Source organism: Campylobacter sp. CFSAN093224 (assembly GCF_012897395.1).
GTDB lineage: Bacteria > Campylobacterota > Campylobacteria > Campylobacterales > Campylobacteraceae > Campylobacter_D > Campylobacter_D jejuni.
Genome location: NZ_CP040607.1, coordinates 779,222 through 799,181 on the forward strand (window position 1 = coordinate 779,222; position 19,960 = coordinate 799,181).

The following is a 19,960-nucleotide window of genomic DNA, read 5'->3' on the forward strand; positions in this document are numbered from 1 at the left end:
ATGAATGAATTAAAACACCTTGCTGTTGTTATGGATGGCAATAGGCGCTGGGCTAGGGCTAAGGGTTTTTTGGCAAAACTTGGATATTCTCAAGGAGTCAAAACTATGCAAAAATTGATGGAAGTTTGCATGGAGGAAAATATTTCAAATTTAAGCCTTTTTGCTTTTAGTACGGAAAATTGGAAGCGCCCTAAAGATGAAATTGATTTTATTTTTGAACTTTTAGATCGTTGTTTAGATGAAGCTTTAGAAAAATTTGAAAAAAATAATGTGCGTTTAAGAGCTATAGGTGATTTATCGCGTTTGGAAGATAAAGTAAGAGAAAAAATTACCTTAGTTGAAGAAAAAACAAAGCATTGTGACGCACTTTGTGTTAATTTGGCTATAAGTTATGGTGCAAGAGATGAAATTATAAGAGCTGCTAAGCGTGTGATTGAAAAAAAACTTGAGCTAAATGAAGAAAATTTAACGCAAAATTTAGATTTACCTTTAGATGTGGATTTGATGCTTCGCGTTGGAAATGCCAAAAGACTTTCAAATTTCTTACTTTGGCAGTGTTCATATGCTGAAATTTATTTTAGTGAAACTTTATTTCCATCTCTTACCAAGAGAGAATTTAAAAGGATTATTAAAGAATTTAGAAATAGAGAAAGAACTTTTGGAAAATGATATTTTTCATAATAATTCTAGGGGCTTGTTTGGGTTCTTTTTGCACAAGTTTGGCAAGTAGGATAATTGAAAAAAAACTCTTTTTTATCTCGCGCTCTTTTTGTTTTTTTTTGCGATACAAAATTAAAATACTATGAAATTATTCCTATTTTTTCTTATATTTTTTTAAAGGCAAAATGTCAAACTTGCAAATGTCATTTGCCTATTTCTTTGTTAATCAATGAAATTTTAGGCATAATTTTGCTTATTTTGGCTTATTCTTTAAGTCAAAATTTTTATGATTTTTTATTTTTATCTCTATTTTTATTTAATCTTTTCTTGCTTTCTTTAATTGATATTAAACTCAAAGCCGTACCACAAATTTTACTTTGGAGCGCTTTTTTATTTGCTTTTTTTTACGCCTTTAGGGAAAGTGAAATTTTACATTTTTTGATTTTTAAAGAGTTTAGCGGAGGTTTTTTGCTAAATGCTTTTAGTTTTGGAGGATTTGTTTTTTTATTAAAAAGTTTGGTTTTTTTTCTAATGAATTTCCGAAAAAAAGATGAAATTTTAGAAAATTTGGGTGATGCTGATATTATCATTATGTCTTGTATAGGTGGAATTTTAGGTTTTGAGTATGGATTTTTAGTATTACTTATAGCTTCTATTTTAACTTTGCCTTTTTTTATTTTTTTTAAAATTAAAGCAATAAAAGAGCAAGAACTTGCTATGATACCCTTTTTAAATATCGCTTTTGTGGCAGTTTTATTTTATAAAAACTTAGGATTATTCTAATGAAGCTTAGTTTAAGATATGTTTTAAATCAATTTTTAAGTACGAATTTGTCTATATTTTTCGTACTTTTTGCTATTGTATCTATGGTGTTTTTTATTCAACTTGCAAAACTTACTTCAAGCATAGAGATTAGTTTTTTGGATCTTTTAAAGCTTTATGGGTTTATGTTGCCTAGAATTTTAATTTTTACCTTGCCTATATCTTTTTTTATTTCTTTAACTTTGGCTTTGTTTAGGCTTTCTAAGGAAAATGAAAGCATAGTACTTTTTACTTTGGGATTTTCACCAATGATTTTGGCAAAATTTTTCCTTAAAATTGCAAGCTTGATTAGTGCTTTTATGCTTGTTGTGGCTTTGGTAATGATACCTATAGTATTTGAACTTCAGGATAACTTTGTAAACTATAAAAGCACTCAAGTGAAATTTAACTACAAAACAGGAGAATTTGGACAAAAATTTTTAGACTGGATGATTTTTATAGAAAAACAAGATAGTGATAAGTATGAAAACATAATTATGTATCGCCCTAAACATAAAGCAGATGATAAAGAACAACTTATCATAGCCAAAGAAGCGCATGTGCAAAGAAAAGATGATAGCTTTGCTTTTAGCTTGAATCAAGGCAAAATGTATAATTTTGAGCAAGGTCAAAGTATTTTTAGTGGAGAATTTGACACTTTAGTAGTAAATACTCAGTTTAATACAGACAATCTTCAAACAAAGAAATTTTATGAATACTGGAATGATTTAAACGAAAATCCACAAAGAGCAAGAGAATTTGTGATTTATACAACCATAGCCTTGTTTCCACTTGCTAGTACGCTTTTTGCGCTTTGTTTTGGTTTGGTTACTTATCGTTATGAAAAAGGCTATGTGTATTTAGGTATGTTTGGAGTGATTGCTATATATTTTGGACTTTTAAGTTCTTTTTCTCAACCTCCAATTTTGGCTTGCCTTGGAATTTTTTCTTTAAGTTTATTTGTTTCGGCTTATTGTTTTAAGAAAATGATTTTGAGTCGTTATTGATGAAAATAAAAATTATATTTTCTTATGATGGCTCTGCTTTTTTAGGTTCTGCTAGTCAGCCTCATAAAAAAGGTGTTCAAGATGCTTTAAGTGGGGCCTTATCGCATTTGGGTATTGTTTCACCTCTTTTGATGGCTTCTCGTACAGATAAAGGAGTACATGCAAGCTATGCTGTAGCTAGTGTGGAGTGTGGAGATCATTTTGTAAATTTAGAATATCTTCAAAAACAGCTTAATAAATTTTCCCATCCTTTTATCCATATCAAAAAAATTGAAAAAGTAAAAGATGATTTTGAAGTAAGATTTGATGTAAAAAGTAGAGAATACCGCTATATATTTTCTCACTCTTCTTATAGTCCTTTTATGGCTTCTTATGTACATTTTTATCCTAAATTTGACTTAGATAAGGCTAACGAGCTTTTGGGTTTTTTTGTAGGAAAAAAGGATTTAAAGTTTTTTTGCAAAAGTGGAGGAGATAATAAAACGACCTTAAGAGAAATTTTTATTGCTAGAGCTTATGCTTATAAAGATTTTAGCATTTTTCATTTTAAAGCTAATGGTTTTTTAAGAGGGCAAATTAGATTAAGCGTAGCAAGTGTTTTAAAGGTTTTAGAAGGAAAAATGAGTGAAAAAGAACTCAAAGAACAGATTGAGGCCAAAAAGCAATACAATCACTTTTTAGCACCGCCAAATGGGCTTTATTTAAGCCGTATATGTTATTAAAAACTTTCATAGAAATTAAAGGCCTTTTGGGTTAAAATTTTTCTTATTTCTTCTTGATGTTCTTTACCTTTGGTTTCTAGGGTAATTGAAATCATCGCATCGCCATAATCAAGCTTGGTAGAAAATCTATCATAGTCGATTTTTACTATATTGGCATTGGCTATTTTTAAGCTATCTGTAAGGTGTAATAATGCCCCAGGTTTATCTACTAAAGTAACATGAATTTGCATTTTTCTGTAAGATTTAAATAAACCTTTTTCTATGATGATATTTAGCATTTGTGCATCGATATTGCCTCCGCTTAAAACTACGCCAATTTTTTTATGATTTTGTGTATTTATTTTTTGATGAAGTAGGGTGGCTACACTCGCAGCTCCTGCGCCTTCAACTATGATTTTATGTTTTTCAAGTAAAAACAATACCGCATTAGCGATTTCTTCATCATCAACTTGGATAAAATCATCTACGCATTCTAAAATAATATTAAAATTAATAGGATTTGCATCACGCACAGCAATACCATCGGCTATAGTGCGTACGCTTTTTGCATTTTTGATTTTTTTGGCATGAAAACTTTCATACATTGCAGGAGCTCCTTTGGCTCCAACTCCGATGATTTTAATGTTTGGATTGATTTGTTTAGCTGCACTTGCGATACCACTTATAAGTCCTCCACCTCCAACAGGTGCGATAATCATATCAAGATCGCTTATTTCATCAAGCATTTCAAGCATCAAAGTTCCTTGTCCTGCCATTACAAATTCATCTTCAAAAGGATGGATAAAACTAAGATTATTTTCTTTAGCATAAGAGGTTGCAAAGACATAAGCTTCATCAAAATTGTCCCCTTTGAGTATCACCTCTGCTCCTAAGGCTTTTGTAGCAGAAACTTTTAAGAGCGGAGTGGATTCTGGCATTACAATAACTGCTTTAATGCCAAATTTTTTTGCACTAATGGCCACGCCTTGAGCATGGTTTCCTGCACTTGCCGCAATGACTCCGTGTTGTTTTTGTTCAGCGCTAAGATTGGCTATTTTATTATAAGCTCCACGAATTTTATAAGCACCTGTAATTTGTAAATTTTCATTTTTAAGATAAATCTCACTTTGACAAATATCACTTAAAAAAGAAGAGTATATGAAAGGAGTTTTGTTTACAAACCCTGAAATTTGTTGTTTTGCTTTGTAAATTTTATTAAGCTCTAACACTATTTTTCCTTTGTTTTAAAATACGGATATTCTAGCATAATGCAACGATTTTGTATAAAATTTATATCTAATTTTTTACATTCTTCTTTGGCTGTTTCATTACTAATACCAAGTTGAAGCCATAGGTTTTTAATATTTTTTTCAACAAGCTTAGGAAGAATTTCTAGTGCCACTTCGCCTTTTCTAAAAAGTATAAGTGTATCGATTTTTTCTTCTATTTGATCTAAATTTCTATAAACTTTTTCATTTAAAATAAACTCTTCTTTAGGATAAATAGGAAAAATTTTATAATTTTTTCTTTGTAAAAATTCTGCTACCTTATAAGAAGCTTTTGTCTTATCTGGACTTAAAGCAAATATGGCAATATTTTTACTTGTATTTATAATATAAGAGATAGTTTCTTTTTCATTCATTGTTAACCTTTGTTTTGGTATTTTATCTTAAATGATTAAAAAATTAACTAAAGTGAATTTAAAAAATGAAAAAAGTGTTATAATATAGCAAATTCCGAAGTTTAATAAGGAGGGAAAAATGGAAGAATTTTATCCATATACTTTAACAATCCATCTTCTTTGTGCTATTTTGTTTATAGGTTATTTGTTTGTTGATGTATTTGTTTTGGGTGTAGTTAAAAAGAAAAATCCTAATTTTGACAAAAGTCTTTTTAGTGCTACTGGGGTTAAAATAATGCCTTTTGTGGTTCTTTTGCTTTTTTTAAGCGGAGGTGCTTTGGCAGGTTTTCATTTTAAACCTTTAAATTTACTTTTTGCTGTAAAAATTATTTTGGCTTTTGGAATTTTATCTTTAGTTGTTTTTTCTTTATTTTGTCATTTTATATTAAAGAAGAAAAATCCACTCGGTGCTTTTATCCACCCTTTTGTATTTGTGCTTTGTATTGCAATAGTAATACTGGCTAAATTAATGAATTATTTTTTTATACCTTGCTAAGAAATACTCCGCATTCAAGATGTGGAGTATTGACAAATTGATCAAACAGAGCAAACTCTTCCACTCTATGTGTTAGGCTTAATTCTTTTAAATTTTCTTTTAAAGTGATAGGATTGCAAGAAATATAAATAATATTTTCATATTTTTTTATTAAGTCAATTACGCTTTTATCAAGTCCTGCACGGGGTGGATCAACTAAAACATGAGAGAAATTAAAATCATCTAATCGAATATCTTTTAAACGAAAAAATTCTCTTTCTTTTTTGATAGCAAGACTTAATTCTTCGCTTGAAAGTCTTGCAAAGTGGATATTTGTTGTATTGTTAAGCTCGCAATTTTTTAAAGCAAAATTAATATTGCTTTTTGAAATTTCAGTGGCCAAAATTTTAAAAAAGAATGGCGCTAAAGCTAAAGTAAAATTTCCATATCCACAGTAAAGCTCAAGCAAATCCATTCTTTTTTGAGTGTTTAAAATTTCACACACCCAAGTAATCATTTTTTCATTTATAGTAGTGTTAGGTTGAATAAAACAATCGTTGTTAAATTCATAAAATATTTTTCTACCTTGAATATTTAAAGTTTGTCTTAGATTTTCTGTTTTAAAAATAAGCTTTTTGCCTTTGCTTCTTGCTATGAGGTTGATATGAAGATTATTGCTTAAATTTTCTAAATTTGACTTTATATCTTCTATATTTTTATGATAGAGTAAAGTTATGCTAAGTTCTTGCTTTGTGGTTAAAAACTCCACGCCAAAAAGTTTTTCTTTTAGTTTATTATCTTGACGCAAGTATTCTAGAAGTTTTGGCATAAAAGCACAAATTTTTTCATCGGCAAAATCTAAATATTCTATAATGTACTTTTTTTTGTTTTTTGGATCAAACATCGCATAAAAAAGCGTATCGTTTTCATGATAAAATGAAAGTTCAGCTCTTGTACGATAATGTTTATCTTTTGAAGCAAAAAGTTTAAAATCCTTTGTATAAAATTCTTTAAAATATTTTTTTATGAAAGAATGTTTTTCATCTAAAGTGAGAAAATTTCCAAAATTTTCAAGACTCATGGAACTTTCTTTCCGATGAGTCTTAGTAAAAGTGCAATAAGTATGAAATTTAAAGGCAAGACAAACCAAACGCTAAGTCCTAAAGATACAGGAATATATCCAGCGATTAAAGAAATACCACAGATAAATAAAGCATAAGGAATTTGTGTTCTTACATGCTCCATATGATCGCATTTTGCACTCATGGATGAAAGGATTACATTATCTGAAATTGGTGAGCAATGGTTTCCAAAAATCGCACCTGTTAAAACACAGCTTATATTAATGACCATATAATGATGCATAGCATTTGCATCCATACCATTGATTTTGGCGATTTCATGAGCTAAAGGCACAGCCAAAGGCATTAAAATCCCCATAGTTCCATAGCTTGTTCCTATGGCAAAAGAAATGGCTGAAGCAAAAGCAAAAATAGTAGCAGGCAAAATAAACTCAGGCAATTTGTCTGCAAGCAAACTAGTGATAAATAAAGAAGTTCCTAGATCTTTTACTATGCTTGAAAGTGACCAAGCAAATAAAAGCAATACTATGGTAAAAATCATGGTTTTCCAGCCATATATCCAAGTTTCTACCGCTTCTTTAAGATTGAAAATTTTACGACGCACCCCGATAAAAATCGCTACAATAGCAGCAAACAAAGCAGCTTGGAATAACACCACAGAAGAATCAGCATTTCCAAAAGCAGCTCTAAAAGTTTCAAAAGACAAAGGATTGACACTTGCTTTTGCAAGTTCTTCGCCTTCTAAAGTGCTAAGTCCATTAAAATAAAATCCTAATATAGCTAAAATGATTAAAGTAAAAATAGGAACAATAGCATCAAAAGCACGAATTTTAATACCTTCTTTTGGCGCTAAAAACTGATCTTCTAATTCAGCAGTATTTAGTGTGCCTGATTTAGGTAGAGGTGCAATTTGTCCTGTGGTTCTTGCACGCACTTCAGCCTTATACATAGAACCAAACTCACGTCCCATGATTGCAGTCATGACTACAAAAAAAAGCATGAAAATATTATAAAAACGATAAGGTATGGTTTCGACAAAAATTCCAAAAGCACTAATATCGCTAATGCCTATGTGTTCATAAGCGGTTTTAATTAAAGAAACTTCTAAGCCTATCCAAGTAGAAATTACAGCTATTCCTGCTACAGGAGCTGCAGTAGAGTCGATAATAAAGGCAAATTTTTCACGAGAAATTTTAAATTTATCTGCCAAAGGACGCATAATTGGACCTACGATCAGTAAATTAGCATAATCATCAAAAAATATTAAAAGCCCTAAAAACCAAGTGTTAACTTGAGCTGATACAGCTGATTTGGCTCTTTTGGCAAATTTTAATGCTACAGCTTTTGCACCACCCATTTTTGTGATGAGTGCCACAAGACCACCTATACAAAGAATTTGTAAAATGATTCCTGCATTTACTGGATCTGAAGTTGAACCTAAGATATAGGAAATAATTTTTGAAAAAGATTCTACTGTAGTATTGTAATAATTTACAAAAGCTAAATGTTGTGCTTTGAAAATATTTGCAGAAAGACTGAGCAGAAAAGTTCCGCTTAAAACTCCAGCAAAGAGTGACAAAATAACATCTTTTGTGATAAAGGATAAAGCAATAGCAACTAAAGGCGGTATAAGCGTAAAAGCTCCAAATAAATTAGCATTTGCAGCTGCTTCTGAGGAGTTTGCAAATGCAACTAAAGGTAAAAACAATAAAACTAAAAATTTATTCATTCATCTCTTTCTATATAAAATCCATTCCAAGTTTGTGTTACCGGCATAAGCTCGATTTCATTAACATTAATATGGCTTGGTAGGTTAATGATAGACATTACCACTTTGGCAATATCATTAGCACTGATAAATTGCGTATTTTCATACACTGCATCAGCTTTTTGGATATCTCCTTTAAAACGCACTTCACTAAATTCAGTTTTGCAAAGTCCTGGAGCAATGTTTGTTACTTTGATATTGCTTCCTCTAAGATCATTTCTTAAGGCCAATGAAAATTGTCCTACAAAGGCTTTGGTTCCACAATACACATTGCCTCCAAAATAAGGATTTCTTCCTGCAACCGAACCTAAGTTAAAAATATAAGCATTTTTTTGTTTGCGAAGTATAGGAATAATAGCTTTTGCAACATATAAAAATCCTTTGATGTTTGTATCTACCATAGTGTTAATATCTTCAAGGTTTAATTTATCAAATTCATCTACCCCTAAAGCTAAACCTGCATTATTAAAAAGCACATCAATTTCTTGAAATTCTTTGGGTAAATTTTCAATAGCCTCAAAGATTTCTTTTTGATTTCTTACATCTATGCAAAGCGTGTAAATCTTATCTTTGTAAGCATTTTTTAACTCTTCTAGACGCTCTTTGCGTCTAGCAAGGGCGATTGCTTTGTAGCCTTCTTGTATAAAAGCTTCAACGCAAGCTCTACCAAAACCTGAACTAGCTCCTGTAATAAATGCGGTTTTCATTCTAAACTACCTCCGTAAAATAGATTTTCGTTTGCTTTTAAACCCAAGCTTTTTAGATAATCAGCATTTTCTTTTTTACCTGCTGATAGCGCAAAGTCGAGTGCATTAAAACCAAGATCATCAACAGCATTAAAATTTGCTCCTTTTGAAATAAGAAGTTTTAAAATTTCAACATTTCCATAGGCTGCAGCATGCATTAAAACATTTTTTGAAGTGTGCTCTAGAGCACAAAATGTAATAAAATAAGGCGTATTTGAACCTATGTTCGCGCTTAATGCTAATTTTTCATTGTTATTAATATATTTTTGATTAACATTTGCTCCATTATCAAGAAGTAGTTTTATGATATCAAGACGATTAAACTCTATGGCATAAAAAAGTGGGGTTTTACCAAAGGCATTGGCTTGATTAACATTTGCTCCATTTTGGATTAAAAAGTTTGTATTTTCATAACTTTCCAATGCATAAAAAATAGCACTTTCATAACCTTCGTCAATCCTAGCACCAAAACGAATCAAAAGTTCTAAAATTTCTTTTTCTCTTTGATTTAGAAGCGCTGCTTGCAAGGCTATAGTAAGGTCATCTTGGCTTGGATTATTTGAAAAAATAAAATCTTGTATATAAGATACTGAATAATTTTTATTTGACATGATTTTTGCTAAAGGACTAATGTCTTTGTAAATTTTTGTTTCACCAACAGCCCAATTTAAAAATTCGTTTAAGGCATTGCTAGTATAGTAAATATTACTACCTTTGTCAAAATTAAAATTACTTTCAAAATACTTTTCTAAAGGTTCTATAGCATTATTGTATTCTTGCCAAAAAGCTTTGTAAAGTCTAAAATTTCCTATGCTTTGATATGCCCAATATCTAAAATAAGATTTTAAAATATCATATTTTTTTTCTAAATTTTCGGGTGTATCTAAAGTTTTTTGATAAGCGATGGGATCGATAGCTATTTTTAATAATAAAAAATCAAATTGTTGTAATTTTGGCAAATAAGCCACACCATTACAAGAGCTATTGCTTCCGCGAATTTCATTGGAAATTGCATAGAGTTTTTTTGTAAAATCTTGATTTTTTAAAGATTCTTTACAGCTTGAAGCTATATTTAAATAATCTAAATTTGAACTTTCATTTAGCAATGTTTTATTATTTTTAATGTTGTCGCAGTTAATGGCATCGCTAGCCATTAAACTTGCAAAACAACAAAAGGAAGTGAATAATAACTTCAATATTTTTCCTTTGAAAATTTTAATTTTGTTATTTAGTATTAAATTTGAATTAATTTTCAAGTTTGAAATTTTCAATCTCATTAAAATTTAAATATCTATAGATATTTGCCTTATGCTCATTACTTAGTTTTTCGCTGACAATTTGTAAGTATTCTTCCTTGCTTGGAATTTTACCCAAAATCGCACAAACTGCTGCAAGTTCAGCACTTCCTAGATATACTTTAGCACCCATACCCATACGATTGTCAAAGTTTCTTGTAGAGGTTGAGAAGACAACAGCACCATCATTTACTCTTGCTTGATTTCCCATACATAGCGAACAACCTGGAACTTCTATCCTTGCGCCAGCAGAGCCAAAGATACTATAATACCCTTCTTTGGTGAGTTGTGCTTTATCCATTTTTGTTGGAGGCACTACCCAAAGTCTGGTTTTAAGTATGCCTTTATCTTTTAAAATTTCTCCCAAAGCTCTATAATGTCCTATGTTTGTCATACAAGAACCTACAAAAACTTCATCTATATTTTTTGGACGCTTGTCATCGGCTAAAATTTCGCTTAAGGTTGCCACATCATCAGGGTCATTTGGACAAGCTAGAATTGGCTCCTTGATATTGTTAAGATTAATATCGATAATGTACGCATATTTTGCATCTTTGTCTGCTCTTAAAAGAGTAGGGTTTTTAAGCCATTCTCTCATTTTATCCGCTCTTCTAGCAAGAGTGGCTTTATCTTCATATCCTGCTTCTATCATTGCTTCTATAAGTGAAATATTTGATTTGATATATTCGCTTATACTTTCTATGCTTAAATCTACACTACAAGCAGCCGCAGATCTTTCAGCACTTGCATCACTGAGTTCAAAAGCTTGTTCTACTTTTAAGTTTGGCAAGCCTTCTATTTCTAAAATTTTTCCTGCAAAAATGTTCTTTTTATTTTTCTTTTCAACGGTAAGTTGTCCTTGTTTGATTGCATAATAAGGTATAGCATTAACCAAATCTCTTAAGGTAACTCCGGCTTGCAATTCTCCACTAAAACGTACTAAAACACTTTCAGGGACATTTAAAGGCATAGAACCAGTAACTGCAGCAAAAGCTACAAGTCCGCTTCCTGCAGGGAAAGAAATTCCTATAGGAAAGCGTGTGTGAGAATCCCCACCCGTTCCTACGGTATCTGGCAATACAAAACGATTAAGCCAAGAGTGGATAACTCCATCACCTGGTTTTAAACTTACCCCACCACGACTTGTCATGAAATTGGGCAAGGTTTTATGTAAATTTGAATCGCTTACTTTTGGATACGCAGCTGTATGGCAAAAGCTTTGCATAACAAAGTCTGCATTAAAACCTAGGCTTGCAAGTTCTTTAATTTCATCTCTAGTCATAGGACCTGTGGTATCTTGAGAGCCTACGGTTAAAGTTATAGGTTCTATATACATACCTGGACGCACACCTTCAACTCCACAGGCACGACCTAGCATTTTTTGAGCCAAGGTATAACCACCGCTTGAAGATTTAGGTTGTTCAGGTTTGGTAAAGATATTTTCGCTTTCCATTCCTAAAAATTCTCTAGCCTTAGTATAAAGCCCACGACCTATGATAAGTGGGATTCTTCCTCCTGCTCTAACTTCATCTAAGAGAGTGTTTGGACTGAGTGTAAATTCTGCGATTGCAGAGCCATTTTTTATGATTTTTCCATCATAAGGATGAATTTCAAACTCATCGCCCATTTCTAAGTTTGTTACATCACAGATGATAGGTAAAGCCCCGCTATCTTGAGCAGTGTTAAAGAAAATCGGTGCTATGGTTGAACCCATTACTATACCACCGCTGTGCTTGTTTGGCACACCTTCTATTTCTTTTCCTAAGTGCCATTGTATGGAATTTATTGCCGATTTTCTACTTGAACCTGTTCCTACAACATCACCTACATAAACCACTTCGAGACCGCTTTTTTTAAGCTCTTTGATTTTTTCTAAGGATCCTGTTTGTCTTACCTTTAGCATGGCATTTGCATGTAAAGGAATATCGCTTCTTGTAAAAGCATCTCCTGCAGGGCTTAGATCATCGGTATTTGTTTCCCCTGCTACTTTAAAAACTATACATTTAATCACTTGTGGTAGTTTTTCTTTTTTATTAAACCAGTCCGCATTTGCCCAGCTTTGTAAAACTTCCTTAGCGTGTGGATTGTTTTTGCTAAGTTCAGCTATGGTATGGAAATTATCATGTACAAAAATAATATTTTTCAACACTTCTGCAGCATCTTTGGCTATGTTTTCATCTTTTAAGGCATCGATTAAAACTTTAACATTATATCCGCCTAGCATAGTTCCAAGCATTCTTAAGGCTCTTTCTTTGTCTATATTTGGAGCACTGATTTTGCCTTTAAGTATGGAATCTAAAAATTCACATTTTACTAAAGCTGCATCATCAACACCAGGATTTACTCTATTTTCTAAAAGATTTGCAAGCTCTTCATTATTTTCATTTTCAAGTAATTTACAAAGTTCTCTAGTTTGATTTGCATTTAAAGGAAGGGGTGGTATGCCCAAAGCGGCTCTTTCTTCAACAAGTTTATTGTATTCTTGTATAAAAGACATTTTCTACTCCTTAAATATTTTTTATTATAATTGTAGCTCTTTGAAGGATAAAAAATGTTTAAAGTTTATTATAAAATGCCTTTATGTTACCTATCTTTACATAGTGATGGAAAATTTTTAACTAGAGTCGATTTTTGTGATAATAAAAGATCAGAAAAAAATTGTAGTTTGCTTGACTTAGCAAAATATGAACTTGATTTATATTTTACTCATAAGCTTAGAAAATTTAGCATTCCTGTTTTGATACAAGGTACGGATTTTGAATCAAAGGTTTATAAGGCTTTAATGGAAATTCCTTATGGCAAAATAGCTACTTATAAAGATATAGCAGAAAAAATCAATCATCCAAAAGCTTTTAGAGCTGTCGGAAATGCAAATTCTAAAAATCAAATTCCTATTTTTATACCTTGTCATAGAGTTATTGCAAGCAATGGCATAGGAGGATATAATGGAGGGCTTGAAATAAAAAGATTTTTGCTTGAAAATGAAGGAGTGAATTTAAAATAAGCTTGGGGTTTGATTTTCTTTGTTTTCAAATTCTTGTTCAAAAATATCATAATTTTCAAGAATTAAACAATATTTAAAATTTTTTAATTTTCTTAAATCTGAAAGCTGATTATAGGAAAAATCGCAAAATAAAGAATTTTTAGAAGCAATTTTAAAGTCTTTTATGTTTTTAAATTTTTCTTTCCAGAATTCAAAGGTATTTTGGTTGTTGCTTACAATAAACGCTTGAGAGCTTGAACCAAAAGGAGTGATTTCAAATTTATCATCAATAAAATAAATTTTAAAATCATCAATCTTATTAAAGTCAAATATTATTTTTTGATTTTTTTCTTTTAAAAAAGAAATAATTTTTGCAAAACTATTTGCGTAAAAAAAAGGCAAATTAAGATTTTTAAAATATAAATTTTCACAAATCAAAGTTGTAAAAAAGAAGCTAGATCGCGATAATAAGGTAAAATTAGCATCTTTTAGACTATGAGAATAGGCACAAAGTTTATTTAAGTAATTTTCTTCACAGTAGCAAAAAATTTCACCCTTTTTTGCTTTGATTAGTTTTTCAAAATCAGCAAAAATATTTCCTTTTAAAATGTTAAAATAAAAAGCCTTGCAAAGACTTAGTTCGTAAGATTTAAAAAGCAAAAATTCACATTCTTTATCTTCACAAAAAAAGCGTAAAAATCTTACAAGAGCTTGTTCTAGATTTTCTACTCTAAAGTAAAAAATATCTTTATCTTCAATAGTAATGTCATTTTCTGTAATTATAGCATAAGCGCCTTTTTTTACAGCTTGGGTAATTTCTTTTTTATCGTTATTAAAGAAGGCAAAGCCTGCTTTAAGTTCGTTTAAATTTATGGCAAAACCTTCCGCGCTTAAAACGCTACCTTCATGAATGAGTGTTGCGTTTAAAAGTTCACCTAAATTGCTAATTTGCATATTTTAACCCACTAAAGAACCGTTTTGTACAAGTTGTTCAGGGGTGATTAAAACAAGCTTATCTCCGCTTTTTGCAGAAAGTATCATACCATCGCTTTCATGTCCAAAAATTTTAGCTTTTTTAAGATTGCTTATAATGCAAACTTGTTTACCGATTAAATCACTGGCTTTATAGTGTTTTGCTATGCCTGAGAGTACTTGACGGATTTCTTTATCGTCAAGTTCGAGTTGAAATTTCAAAAGTTTTTCGCTTCCTTTTATATTTTGACAATCAAGCACCTTAGCGACTTTGATTTCAATTTTTGCAAAATCATCGATTTTTATTTTAGGACTTTCTTCTTTTTTAGGTTCTTCTTTAATTTCTTGTTTTAAAAGAGCTTTTTCTACTTTTGGAAATAAAGCTTCGCAAGGATTTGCTTTAAAATCTAAAAGTTCATTATCAAGTATTATTTTTGCGTAATTTGTAGATGAAATTTCAAAATTTAAAGCTAAGGCCACCTTTTGACAAGACTTTGGTAGAGTAGGGCTTAATAAAAGGCTTGTTTTGGCTAAAATATTTGCACAAAGCGCTACTAAAGCATTAGCTTGTTCGTGTTTGTTTTCTTTGATTAAATTCCAAGGTTCGTATTTGCTAATAGCTAAATTTGCCACACTTAAGGCTTTAAAAAGTTCTTCTAAATAACGATTACACTGTAAGTTTTCTAAAAATTCTACCGCTAAATTTAAGTGTTCTTTTGCTTGATTTAATTCAACATTGTAAAATTTTAAAACACCTTCTTTTGAAATATTTCCTTGAGAATATTTTGTACTCATACCTATAATGCGATTAAGTAAATTTCCAAATTCATTGCTTAGTTCAGCATTGATACGATTTATCAGCATATTTTCGCTAAAATCCCCATCATTACCAAAAGGTACTTCTCTAAGCAAGAAATATCTAAAAGCTTCGCTTCCATAAGCATCAACCACTTCTTTAGGTTTTACAACATTGCCTTTAGATTTGCTCATTTTTTCACCTTCTTTAGTCCACCAGCCATGTGCACCTATAAATTTTGGCAAAGGTAAATCTACGCTCATTAAAAAAGCTGGCCAATAAATGGCATGAAAACGCAAGATATCTTTTCCTACTAAATGCACATGCGCAGGCCAAAATTTAGCATTTTCTCCCTTGCTTTGAAAATCAAGCGAACTTATATAGATAAAAAGTGCATCAAGCCATACATAAATAATATGTTTATCATCATTAATTTCTTGAGGTAGTTTAATCCCCCAATCAAAACTTGTTCTTGTAATGGAAAGATCTTTAAGGCCGTTTTGGACAAAATTTATAAGTTCGTTTTTTTTGTTTTTTGGCAAGATGGGATCTTTTTCTTCATACCATTGTAAAATTTTATCTTGATATTTTGAAAGTTTGAAAAAATAGCTTTCTTCTTTTAAAATTCTAGTTTGTTTGCCACAATCTGGGCAAGAACAATCGTTAATAAGCTGACTTTGAGTAAAAAAGCTTTCACAAGAAATACAATAGTGTCCTTCGTATTCATCTTTATAAATATCACCTTTTTGCCACATTTTTAAAAACATAGCTTTAACAAATTCAATATGCCTTGTATCAGTTGTTCTTGCGTAAATATCATAGGTGATTTCAAATTCATCCCATAATTTTTTAAATTCAAAACTGATTTTATCAGCGTATTCTTGAGGAATGGAATTTCTTAGTTTGGCAGCTTCTTCGATTTTTTGTCCATGCTCATCTGTTCCTGTTAGAAATCTTGTTTCATGTCCTTGCAAACGATAAAATCTTGCTAAAGTATCGGCTATGATGGTAGTATAAGCATGACCTAAATGAGGTACATCATTTACATAATAAATTGGTGTTGTAATATAACGCATTTTTTTCCTTTAAAAGTCAAATCCGCCTTCGGTTTTACCCTTAGACATACTGTTATAGACTGCATCAACATAATTTTTTCTAGTTTGGCAGTTAAAAATTTCATCGCAATTATAACAAGAGTTTAGGTTTTTTGAGTTTTGACATGAAAGTAAAATTTCTTTTTTTTTATCCATATCTTGCTCAAATTCATCTCTAACTTCATTCATTGTAAGCCTTTAAAAGTTTTGAAATTTCATATTCTGAGCCAAAAAAACAAGGAGTTGTCGCATGGATTTTATCAAATTCAAGTTCAAGTAAAGAGCGGTTTTTTCCATTTGTAGTTTTTCCGCCTGCTTTTTCTATAATAAAGGCTAGAGGAAAGACTTCAAAAAAGGCACGAAGTTTGCCATTAGGCGCATCTTGTGTTGCAGGATAGCTAAAAATGCCACCCCCTTTTAATAAAATTTGATTGATATCGCTTACCATGGCTCCAGAATATCTTAAGCGATAGCCTTCATCAAAAAGACTTTTGATAAATTTAGCGTGTTTTTCTTCCCAAAATTTTTGCGTTCCGCCTGTAGCATTAATCTTGCCTTTTTCATTCATTTTAAGATCTTTTATAAAAATAAATTCATTATTTGCATTTAAGCGATAAAGTTTTGGCTGATCTTTGCAAATCACAAGTTCTAATCGCGCTCCATACATACTATAAAGCGCAGCTCTTAAATTTTTAGCACTTGCTTTTTCTTCATAGATAGCAAAAATAGAACCTATGGCAAAATTAACATCCATTAAGCTAGAACCATCTAAAGGATCATAAGCTACGATAAAATTTGCCCTCTCGTTAAGCGTTAAAATTTCGTCTTTTTCTTCACTTATGATGGCTTTAATACTTGAACATTGACTTAGAGTTTTTGTGATGATTTCATCGCTTAAAACATCAAATTTGAGTTGGGTATCGCCTGTAAAATTTTGATTTTGACTGTAGCTTGTATCGGGAAATTTTAAAGCGTTAGAAATTTCTAAAACCGCTTTTTGTATATAAGAAATCACTTCTTGCATTTTATAATTCTCCTTGTAAATTTTTAGCATTTTTAAGTATGTATTGGCAAATAGCTTGTATATCGTTTAAATCAAGCCAAGTAAGATAAGGGTGAGAAATTTTTTCATAGCTTGCAATGGCGTTTGAAAAAATAAAATAACTTTCATCAATTTCTTTGCAAAATACGCTAATGCGTGGTAAATCAAGAGTTTTTAATCCTTCAACCAAACAAATGTCAAAATCAGGGCTTAATTTTAAAGCTTTTAAAATATCTCTATTTTCATGAGAAAAAAAAGTTGTTCTTGTAGGGCTTAAAACCATGACTTCAGCTCCACTTTGAAAAAATTTAAAACTATCTTTACCGTTAAAATCAAATTGAGCTTTATCGGCAGGATCATGTTTAATGATTAAAACTTTTAAATTTTGTTGCAAAAAATTATCAGCTATTTTGGTTATGAGTGTAGTTTTTCCTGAATTTGAAGGCCCGCTAAAAGCTATAATAAGTTGTTTCATAAAATATACTCTTAATTTTTTTGCAAAATTATATCTTTTTAAACCAAAAAATAGGGTTAAAAGGCTACAATAATACTAAAAAATATGGAAAAAGAATGAAAATTTATAGTGTAATTTTAGGTGCTTTTTTGCTTGGAGCTTGTTCTTTAAAAGATCAGGCGATTGTGGATACAAATTTAAAATCTCAAACTTTAATGTTTACTCAAAAATACAAAATCACACAAGATAAGATTAATGCCATTATAACTATGTCTTATTTAAACCCAATTCTAGACAAGACAAGTAAAGATGATGTATTAGCTTTATCTTTTACTCCAAATACATTAAAAATTCAAAATTTAGAAGTTTTTATCAATAATAAAAAAGCCAATATTGAAAAATTGGATGATGAGTATTTAAAATATATAATACAAAACAACTATACTGATTATTTTAAAGCATCTCTTCCTAGTGTCAAGGAAGAGATTAGGCTTGTAGCTAAGATTTGCTTAGATCATTTGCCTTGTTTTGAATTAAATTTTCAAAAATATCCGAAATCTTTATACTATCGTTCAGAAGATGTCGATACACAATATAATTAGCTAGAACTTTTTTTCCGTAAATTCGGCTTTCTTGATAAGGAACTAGTTCCATAGACAAGAAAGGTTCAAATTTGCCTGTCTTAAACATATCATTTCTTGCAAGCATACGGTTAGTAAATCCTATACCGCCATTATAAGCATAAGCGACAAAAAGTGGAGATTTTAAACGTGATTCAAGGTAATTTAGATGATAGTTTCCAAAGTAATATGCTATTTCAGGTTTAAACATAAAATCTTGATCGAAATTTGGAATTTTTAATTCTTTTTCCCCTATGTGATTGGCCAAAAATGGCATAAATTGCATCATGCCTAAAGCATAAGAAACTGAAATAGCAGTTGGAATAAAACGACTTTCTTGTCTGGCAATAGCCAAAATTAAAGCTTGTCTTGTTTTGTTATAGTCTTTTATATTGTCATAATAAGGCATTATAAAATAATGTTTTTTAAAATTATTTTTGCGTTCTAATATGTAAGCATAAATAGGCAAGGTTTCTTGTGTGTCAAATTCTTTTGCCAAGACATCTAGTTGACTTGCGTTAGCATCGCGAATTTGTTTGTTTATTTTTTGCCAAGCAAAAGGATCTTGCATATTAAAATTATTTTTTTTCTTGCTTGGATTAAGGCTTTCTATCTTTGGAAAAGGTGTGTTGGTAAGTTCTTTTGCGTAAAGACTATAAATATTTAAAGAAGAACTTTGCGATAAAGTTTTTAAATCTTCTTCATTGTTTTTAATCAACCACATCCAAAATATAGCATTGTCTTTATTACTTTGCGATTTAAAACTTTGTGCCGCCTTTTTAAAAAAGTCATAAGCAAGCTCTGTTTTATCATAAGTTAAGGCATTGACTCCTAAATAGAAAGCAGAATCTTCACTTACATTTTCAGGATTTATTTCTAGCATAGAATATCTAAATTTTGGATTTTCTTTTTTAATAATAATATTTTGTGCAAAATCTTTAAAACCAATGTGGTTTGGTAGTTTATTGACTAAACTTGTATTTAAATCTAAGTCGTATTTTTTAGAATAATTATAAAGTTTAAAAAAACCATTAATATCTTCTTTTTGTACTATATAGCTCATAGGATCAGAAGTATTAAAAGCTAGCAATAAATTTGTCAAATCAGGTCTTTGATTTTTAAAGGTTTGAGCTAAAGTAGTTCGGTCTTTGGAATTTAGACTCGCTATAAAAACTAATGAATTTAAGCGCACACTTTGACAAGTTAAATTTGCATCTAAGATAGTATTTGCTGTATAGGTATAGCATTTAGCATATTTTGGGTTGATATAAGGCTTTAAAGGGATGATTTTTTCAAGTTCAGATTTAATTTTTCCTATATAGCGAAAAATATGAGAATTTAAATCCTGTGCATCTTTTTTACTGATTTTATTTTTTTCTAAAAGCCTATAAATATAATAATCCTTAGCAAGTGAATTTTCTTCCTTTTTGAGTTTTTCTATACTATATTGTGTAGCATTTAAACTTGAAAAAATAAATAAAAAAACGAGTATTTTTTTTATCACAATATACTCCTTAAGATATTCCCAAGAAAAATGCCAAGAAACTGCAATGCTAAGACTATAATCAAAGGCGCAAGATCAATATTACCAATGCGTGTTGGAATTTTTCTAACTAAGGCGTAAGCAGGGTAGCTTAGTTTATATAAAATTTGCACTATAGGATTATAAGGATCAGGGTTTACCCAGCTTAGAAGTGCTGTGATGATAATAATCCAAGTATAAATGTTAATGACAATTTGTAGTACTTGAAAAATAGAAATAATAAAAGAGTCTATAACCATA

General features: G+C 30.5%; 20 protein-coding genes and 1 pseudogene. 7 read left to right on the forward strand and 14 right to left on the reverse strand.

The window, feature by feature from the left end; all coding sequences use genetic code 11:
• The 4 genes and pseudogenes from uppS to truA all read left to right on the forward strand — a co-directional run bounded on the left by uppS (window position 1) and on the right by truA (window position 3,190).
• Complete coding sequence (uppS, locus tag FBF11_RS04045; RefSeq protein ID WP_002852565.1) at window positions 1-669, forward strand: polyprenyl diphosphate synthase; 669 nt, start codon at window positions 1-3, stop codon at window positions 667-669.
• A pseudogene (locus FBF11_RS04050) lies at window positions 666-1,443 on the forward strand (prepilin peptidase). The gene uppS and the pseudogene FBF11_RS04050 overlap by 4 nt, the downstream one beginning before the upstream one ends.
• Window positions 1,443-2,468, forward strand: a complete 1,026-nt coding sequence (locus tag FBF11_RS04055; protein ID WP_002856798.1) for an LptF/LptG family permease — start codon at window positions 1,443-1,445, stop codon at window positions 2,466-2,468. Before FBF11_RS04050 ends, FBF11_RS04055 begins: the two are co-directional and overlap by 1 nt.
• Entirely contained in the window at window positions 2,465-3,190 is a 726-nt protein-coding gene (gene truA, locus FBF11_RS04060) for a tRNA pseudouridine(38-40) synthase TruA (protein WP_002857108.1), read from the forward strand. Before FBF11_RS04055 ends, truA begins: the two co-directional genes overlap by 4 nt.
• Here truA and ilvA read toward each other — a convergent pair.
• Window positions 3,187-4,398, reverse strand: coding sequence for a threonine ammonia-lyase (gene ilvA / locus FBF11_RS04065; RefSeq protein ID WP_002866959.1), 1,212 nt, complete (start codon window positions 4,396-4,398; stop codon window positions 3,187-3,189). The genes truA and ilvA overlap by 4 nt on opposite strands.
• Window positions 4,398-4,811 (reverse strand): CoA-binding protein, encoded by a 414-nt coding sequence (locus FBF11_RS04070; protein ID WP_057096919.1) that lies wholly within the window; start codon window positions 4,809-4,811, stop codon window positions 4,398-4,400. The genes ilvA and FBF11_RS04070 overlap by 1 nt, the downstream gene beginning before the upstream one ends.
• Before the next feature lie 118 nt (window positions 4,812-4,929).
• Between FBF11_RS04070 and FBF11_RS04075 the strand changes: the two genes are divergently transcribed.
• Window positions 4,930-5,346, forward strand: coding sequence for a membrane protein (locus tag FBF11_RS04075; protein WP_002856751.1), 417 nt, complete (start codon window positions 4,930-4,932; stop codon window positions 5,344-5,346).
• Here FBF11_RS04075 and trmA read toward each other — a convergent pair.
• The 5 genes from trmA to FBF11_RS04100 are packed head-to-tail and all read right to left on the reverse strand — an operon-like array spanning window position 5,333 to window position 12,713.
• The gene (gene trmA / locus FBF11_RS04080; RefSeq protein WP_057096918.1) at window positions 5,333-6,406 is read right to left on the reverse strand and encodes a tRNA (uridine(54)-C5)-methyltransferase TrmA; all 1,074 of its coding nucleotides are present in this window, start codon (window positions 6,404-6,406) and stop codon (window positions 5,333-5,335) included. The two genes, FBF11_RS04075 and trmA, sit on opposite strands and share 14 nt — an antisense overlap.
• Window positions 6,403-8,136 carry a Na+/H+ antiporter NhaC family protein gene (locus FBF11_RS04085; RefSeq protein ID WP_002874175.1) on the reverse strand — a complete coding sequence of 578 codons (1,734 nt, stop codon included), beginning with the start codon at window positions 8,134-8,136 and terminating at the stop codon, window positions 6,403-6,405. Before FBF11_RS04085 ends, trmA begins: the two co-directional genes overlap by 4 nt.
• Window positions 8,133-8,882 (reverse strand): SDR family NAD(P)-dependent oxidoreductase, encoded by a 750-nt coding sequence (locus tag FBF11_RS04090; protein ID WP_002852646.1) that lies wholly within the window; start codon window positions 8,880-8,882, stop codon window positions 8,133-8,135. The genes FBF11_RS04085 and FBF11_RS04090 overlap by 4 nt, the downstream gene beginning before the upstream one ends.
• Entirely contained in the window at window positions 8,879-10,117 is a 1,239-nt protein-coding gene (locus FBF11_RS04095) for an ankyrin repeat domain-containing protein (RefSeq protein WP_002867487.1), read from the reverse strand. Before FBF11_RS04095 ends, FBF11_RS04090 begins: the two co-directional genes overlap by 4 nt.
• Before the next feature lie 49 nt (window positions 10,118-10,166).
• Complete coding sequence (locus FBF11_RS04100; protein WP_168977460.1) at window positions 10,167-12,713, reverse strand: bifunctional aconitate hydratase 2/2-methylisocitrate dehydratase; 2,547 nt, start codon at window positions 12,711-12,713, stop codon at window positions 10,167-10,169.
• Between the two features lie 54 nt (window positions 12,714-12,767).
• Here FBF11_RS04100 and FBF11_RS04105 point away from each other — a divergent pair, with 54 nt between their 5' ends.
• A complete protein-coding gene (locus FBF11_RS04105; RefSeq protein WP_002852552.1) occupies window positions 12,768-13,220 on the forward strand; it encodes a methylated-DNA--[protein]-cysteine S-methyltransferase in 453 nt (150 codons plus the stop codon).
• Here FBF11_RS04105 and FBF11_RS04110 read toward each other — a convergent pair.
• From FBF11_RS04110 to mobB, 5 genes are read right to left on the reverse strand one after another with little or no spacing between them, the layout of a single operon-like run.
• On the reverse strand, window positions 13,212-14,153 hold the full coding sequence (locus FBF11_RS04110; RefSeq protein ID WP_002882329.1) for a hypothetical protein: 942 nt from the start codon (window positions 14,151-14,153) through the stop codon (window positions 13,212-13,214). The two genes, FBF11_RS04105 and FBF11_RS04110, sit on opposite strands and share 9 nt — an antisense overlap.
• 3 nt (window positions 14,154-14,156) lie before the next feature.
• Entirely contained in the window at window positions 14,157-16,043 is a 1,887-nt protein-coding gene (gene metG / locus FBF11_RS04115) for a methionine--tRNA ligase (RefSeq protein ID WP_057096916.1), read from the reverse strand.
• A 9-nt stretch (window positions 16,044-16,052) separates the two neighbouring features.
• On the reverse strand, window positions 16,053-16,250 hold the full coding sequence (locus FBF11_RS04120) for a hypothetical protein (RefSeq protein WP_002797008.1): 198 nt from the start codon (window positions 16,248-16,250) through the stop codon (window positions 16,053-16,055).
• Window positions 16,243-17,085, reverse strand: a complete 843-nt coding sequence (locus FBF11_RS04125; RefSeq protein ID WP_002868153.1) for a class 1 fructose-bisphosphatase — start codon at window positions 17,083-17,085, stop codon at window positions 16,243-16,245. The genes FBF11_RS04120 and FBF11_RS04125 overlap by 8 nt, the downstream gene beginning before the upstream one ends.
• A 1-nt stretch (window position 17,086) precedes the next feature.
• A complete protein-coding gene (mobB, locus tag FBF11_RS04130) occupies window positions 17,087-17,578 on the reverse strand; it encodes a molybdopterin-guanine dinucleotide biosynthesis protein B (protein WP_002852644.1) in 492 nt (163 codons plus the stop codon).
• Window positions 17,579-17,673: 95 nt separating this feature from the next.
• Between mobB and FBF11_RS04135 the strand changes: the two genes are divergently transcribed.
• Window positions 17,674-18,159 (forward strand): hypothetical protein, encoded by a 486-nt coding sequence (locus FBF11_RS04135; protein WP_002868152.1) that lies wholly within the window; start codon window positions 17,674-17,676, stop codon window positions 18,157-18,159.
• Here the strand turns inward: FBF11_RS04135 and FBF11_RS04140 are convergent.
• A complete protein-coding gene (locus tag FBF11_RS04140; RefSeq protein WP_002868151.1) occupies window positions 18,056-19,681 on the reverse strand; it encodes a lytic transglycosylase domain-containing protein in 1,626 nt (541 codons plus the stop codon). The two genes, FBF11_RS04135 and FBF11_RS04140, sit on opposite strands and share 104 nt — an antisense overlap.
• Complete coding sequence (locus tag FBF11_RS04145; RefSeq protein ID WP_002852501.1) at window positions 19,678-19,959, reverse strand: YggT family protein; 282 nt, start codon at window positions 19,957-19,959, stop codon at window positions 19,678-19,680. Before FBF11_RS04145 ends, FBF11_RS04140 begins: the two co-directional genes overlap by 4 nt.
• Window position 19,960: the final 1 nt, after the last annotated feature.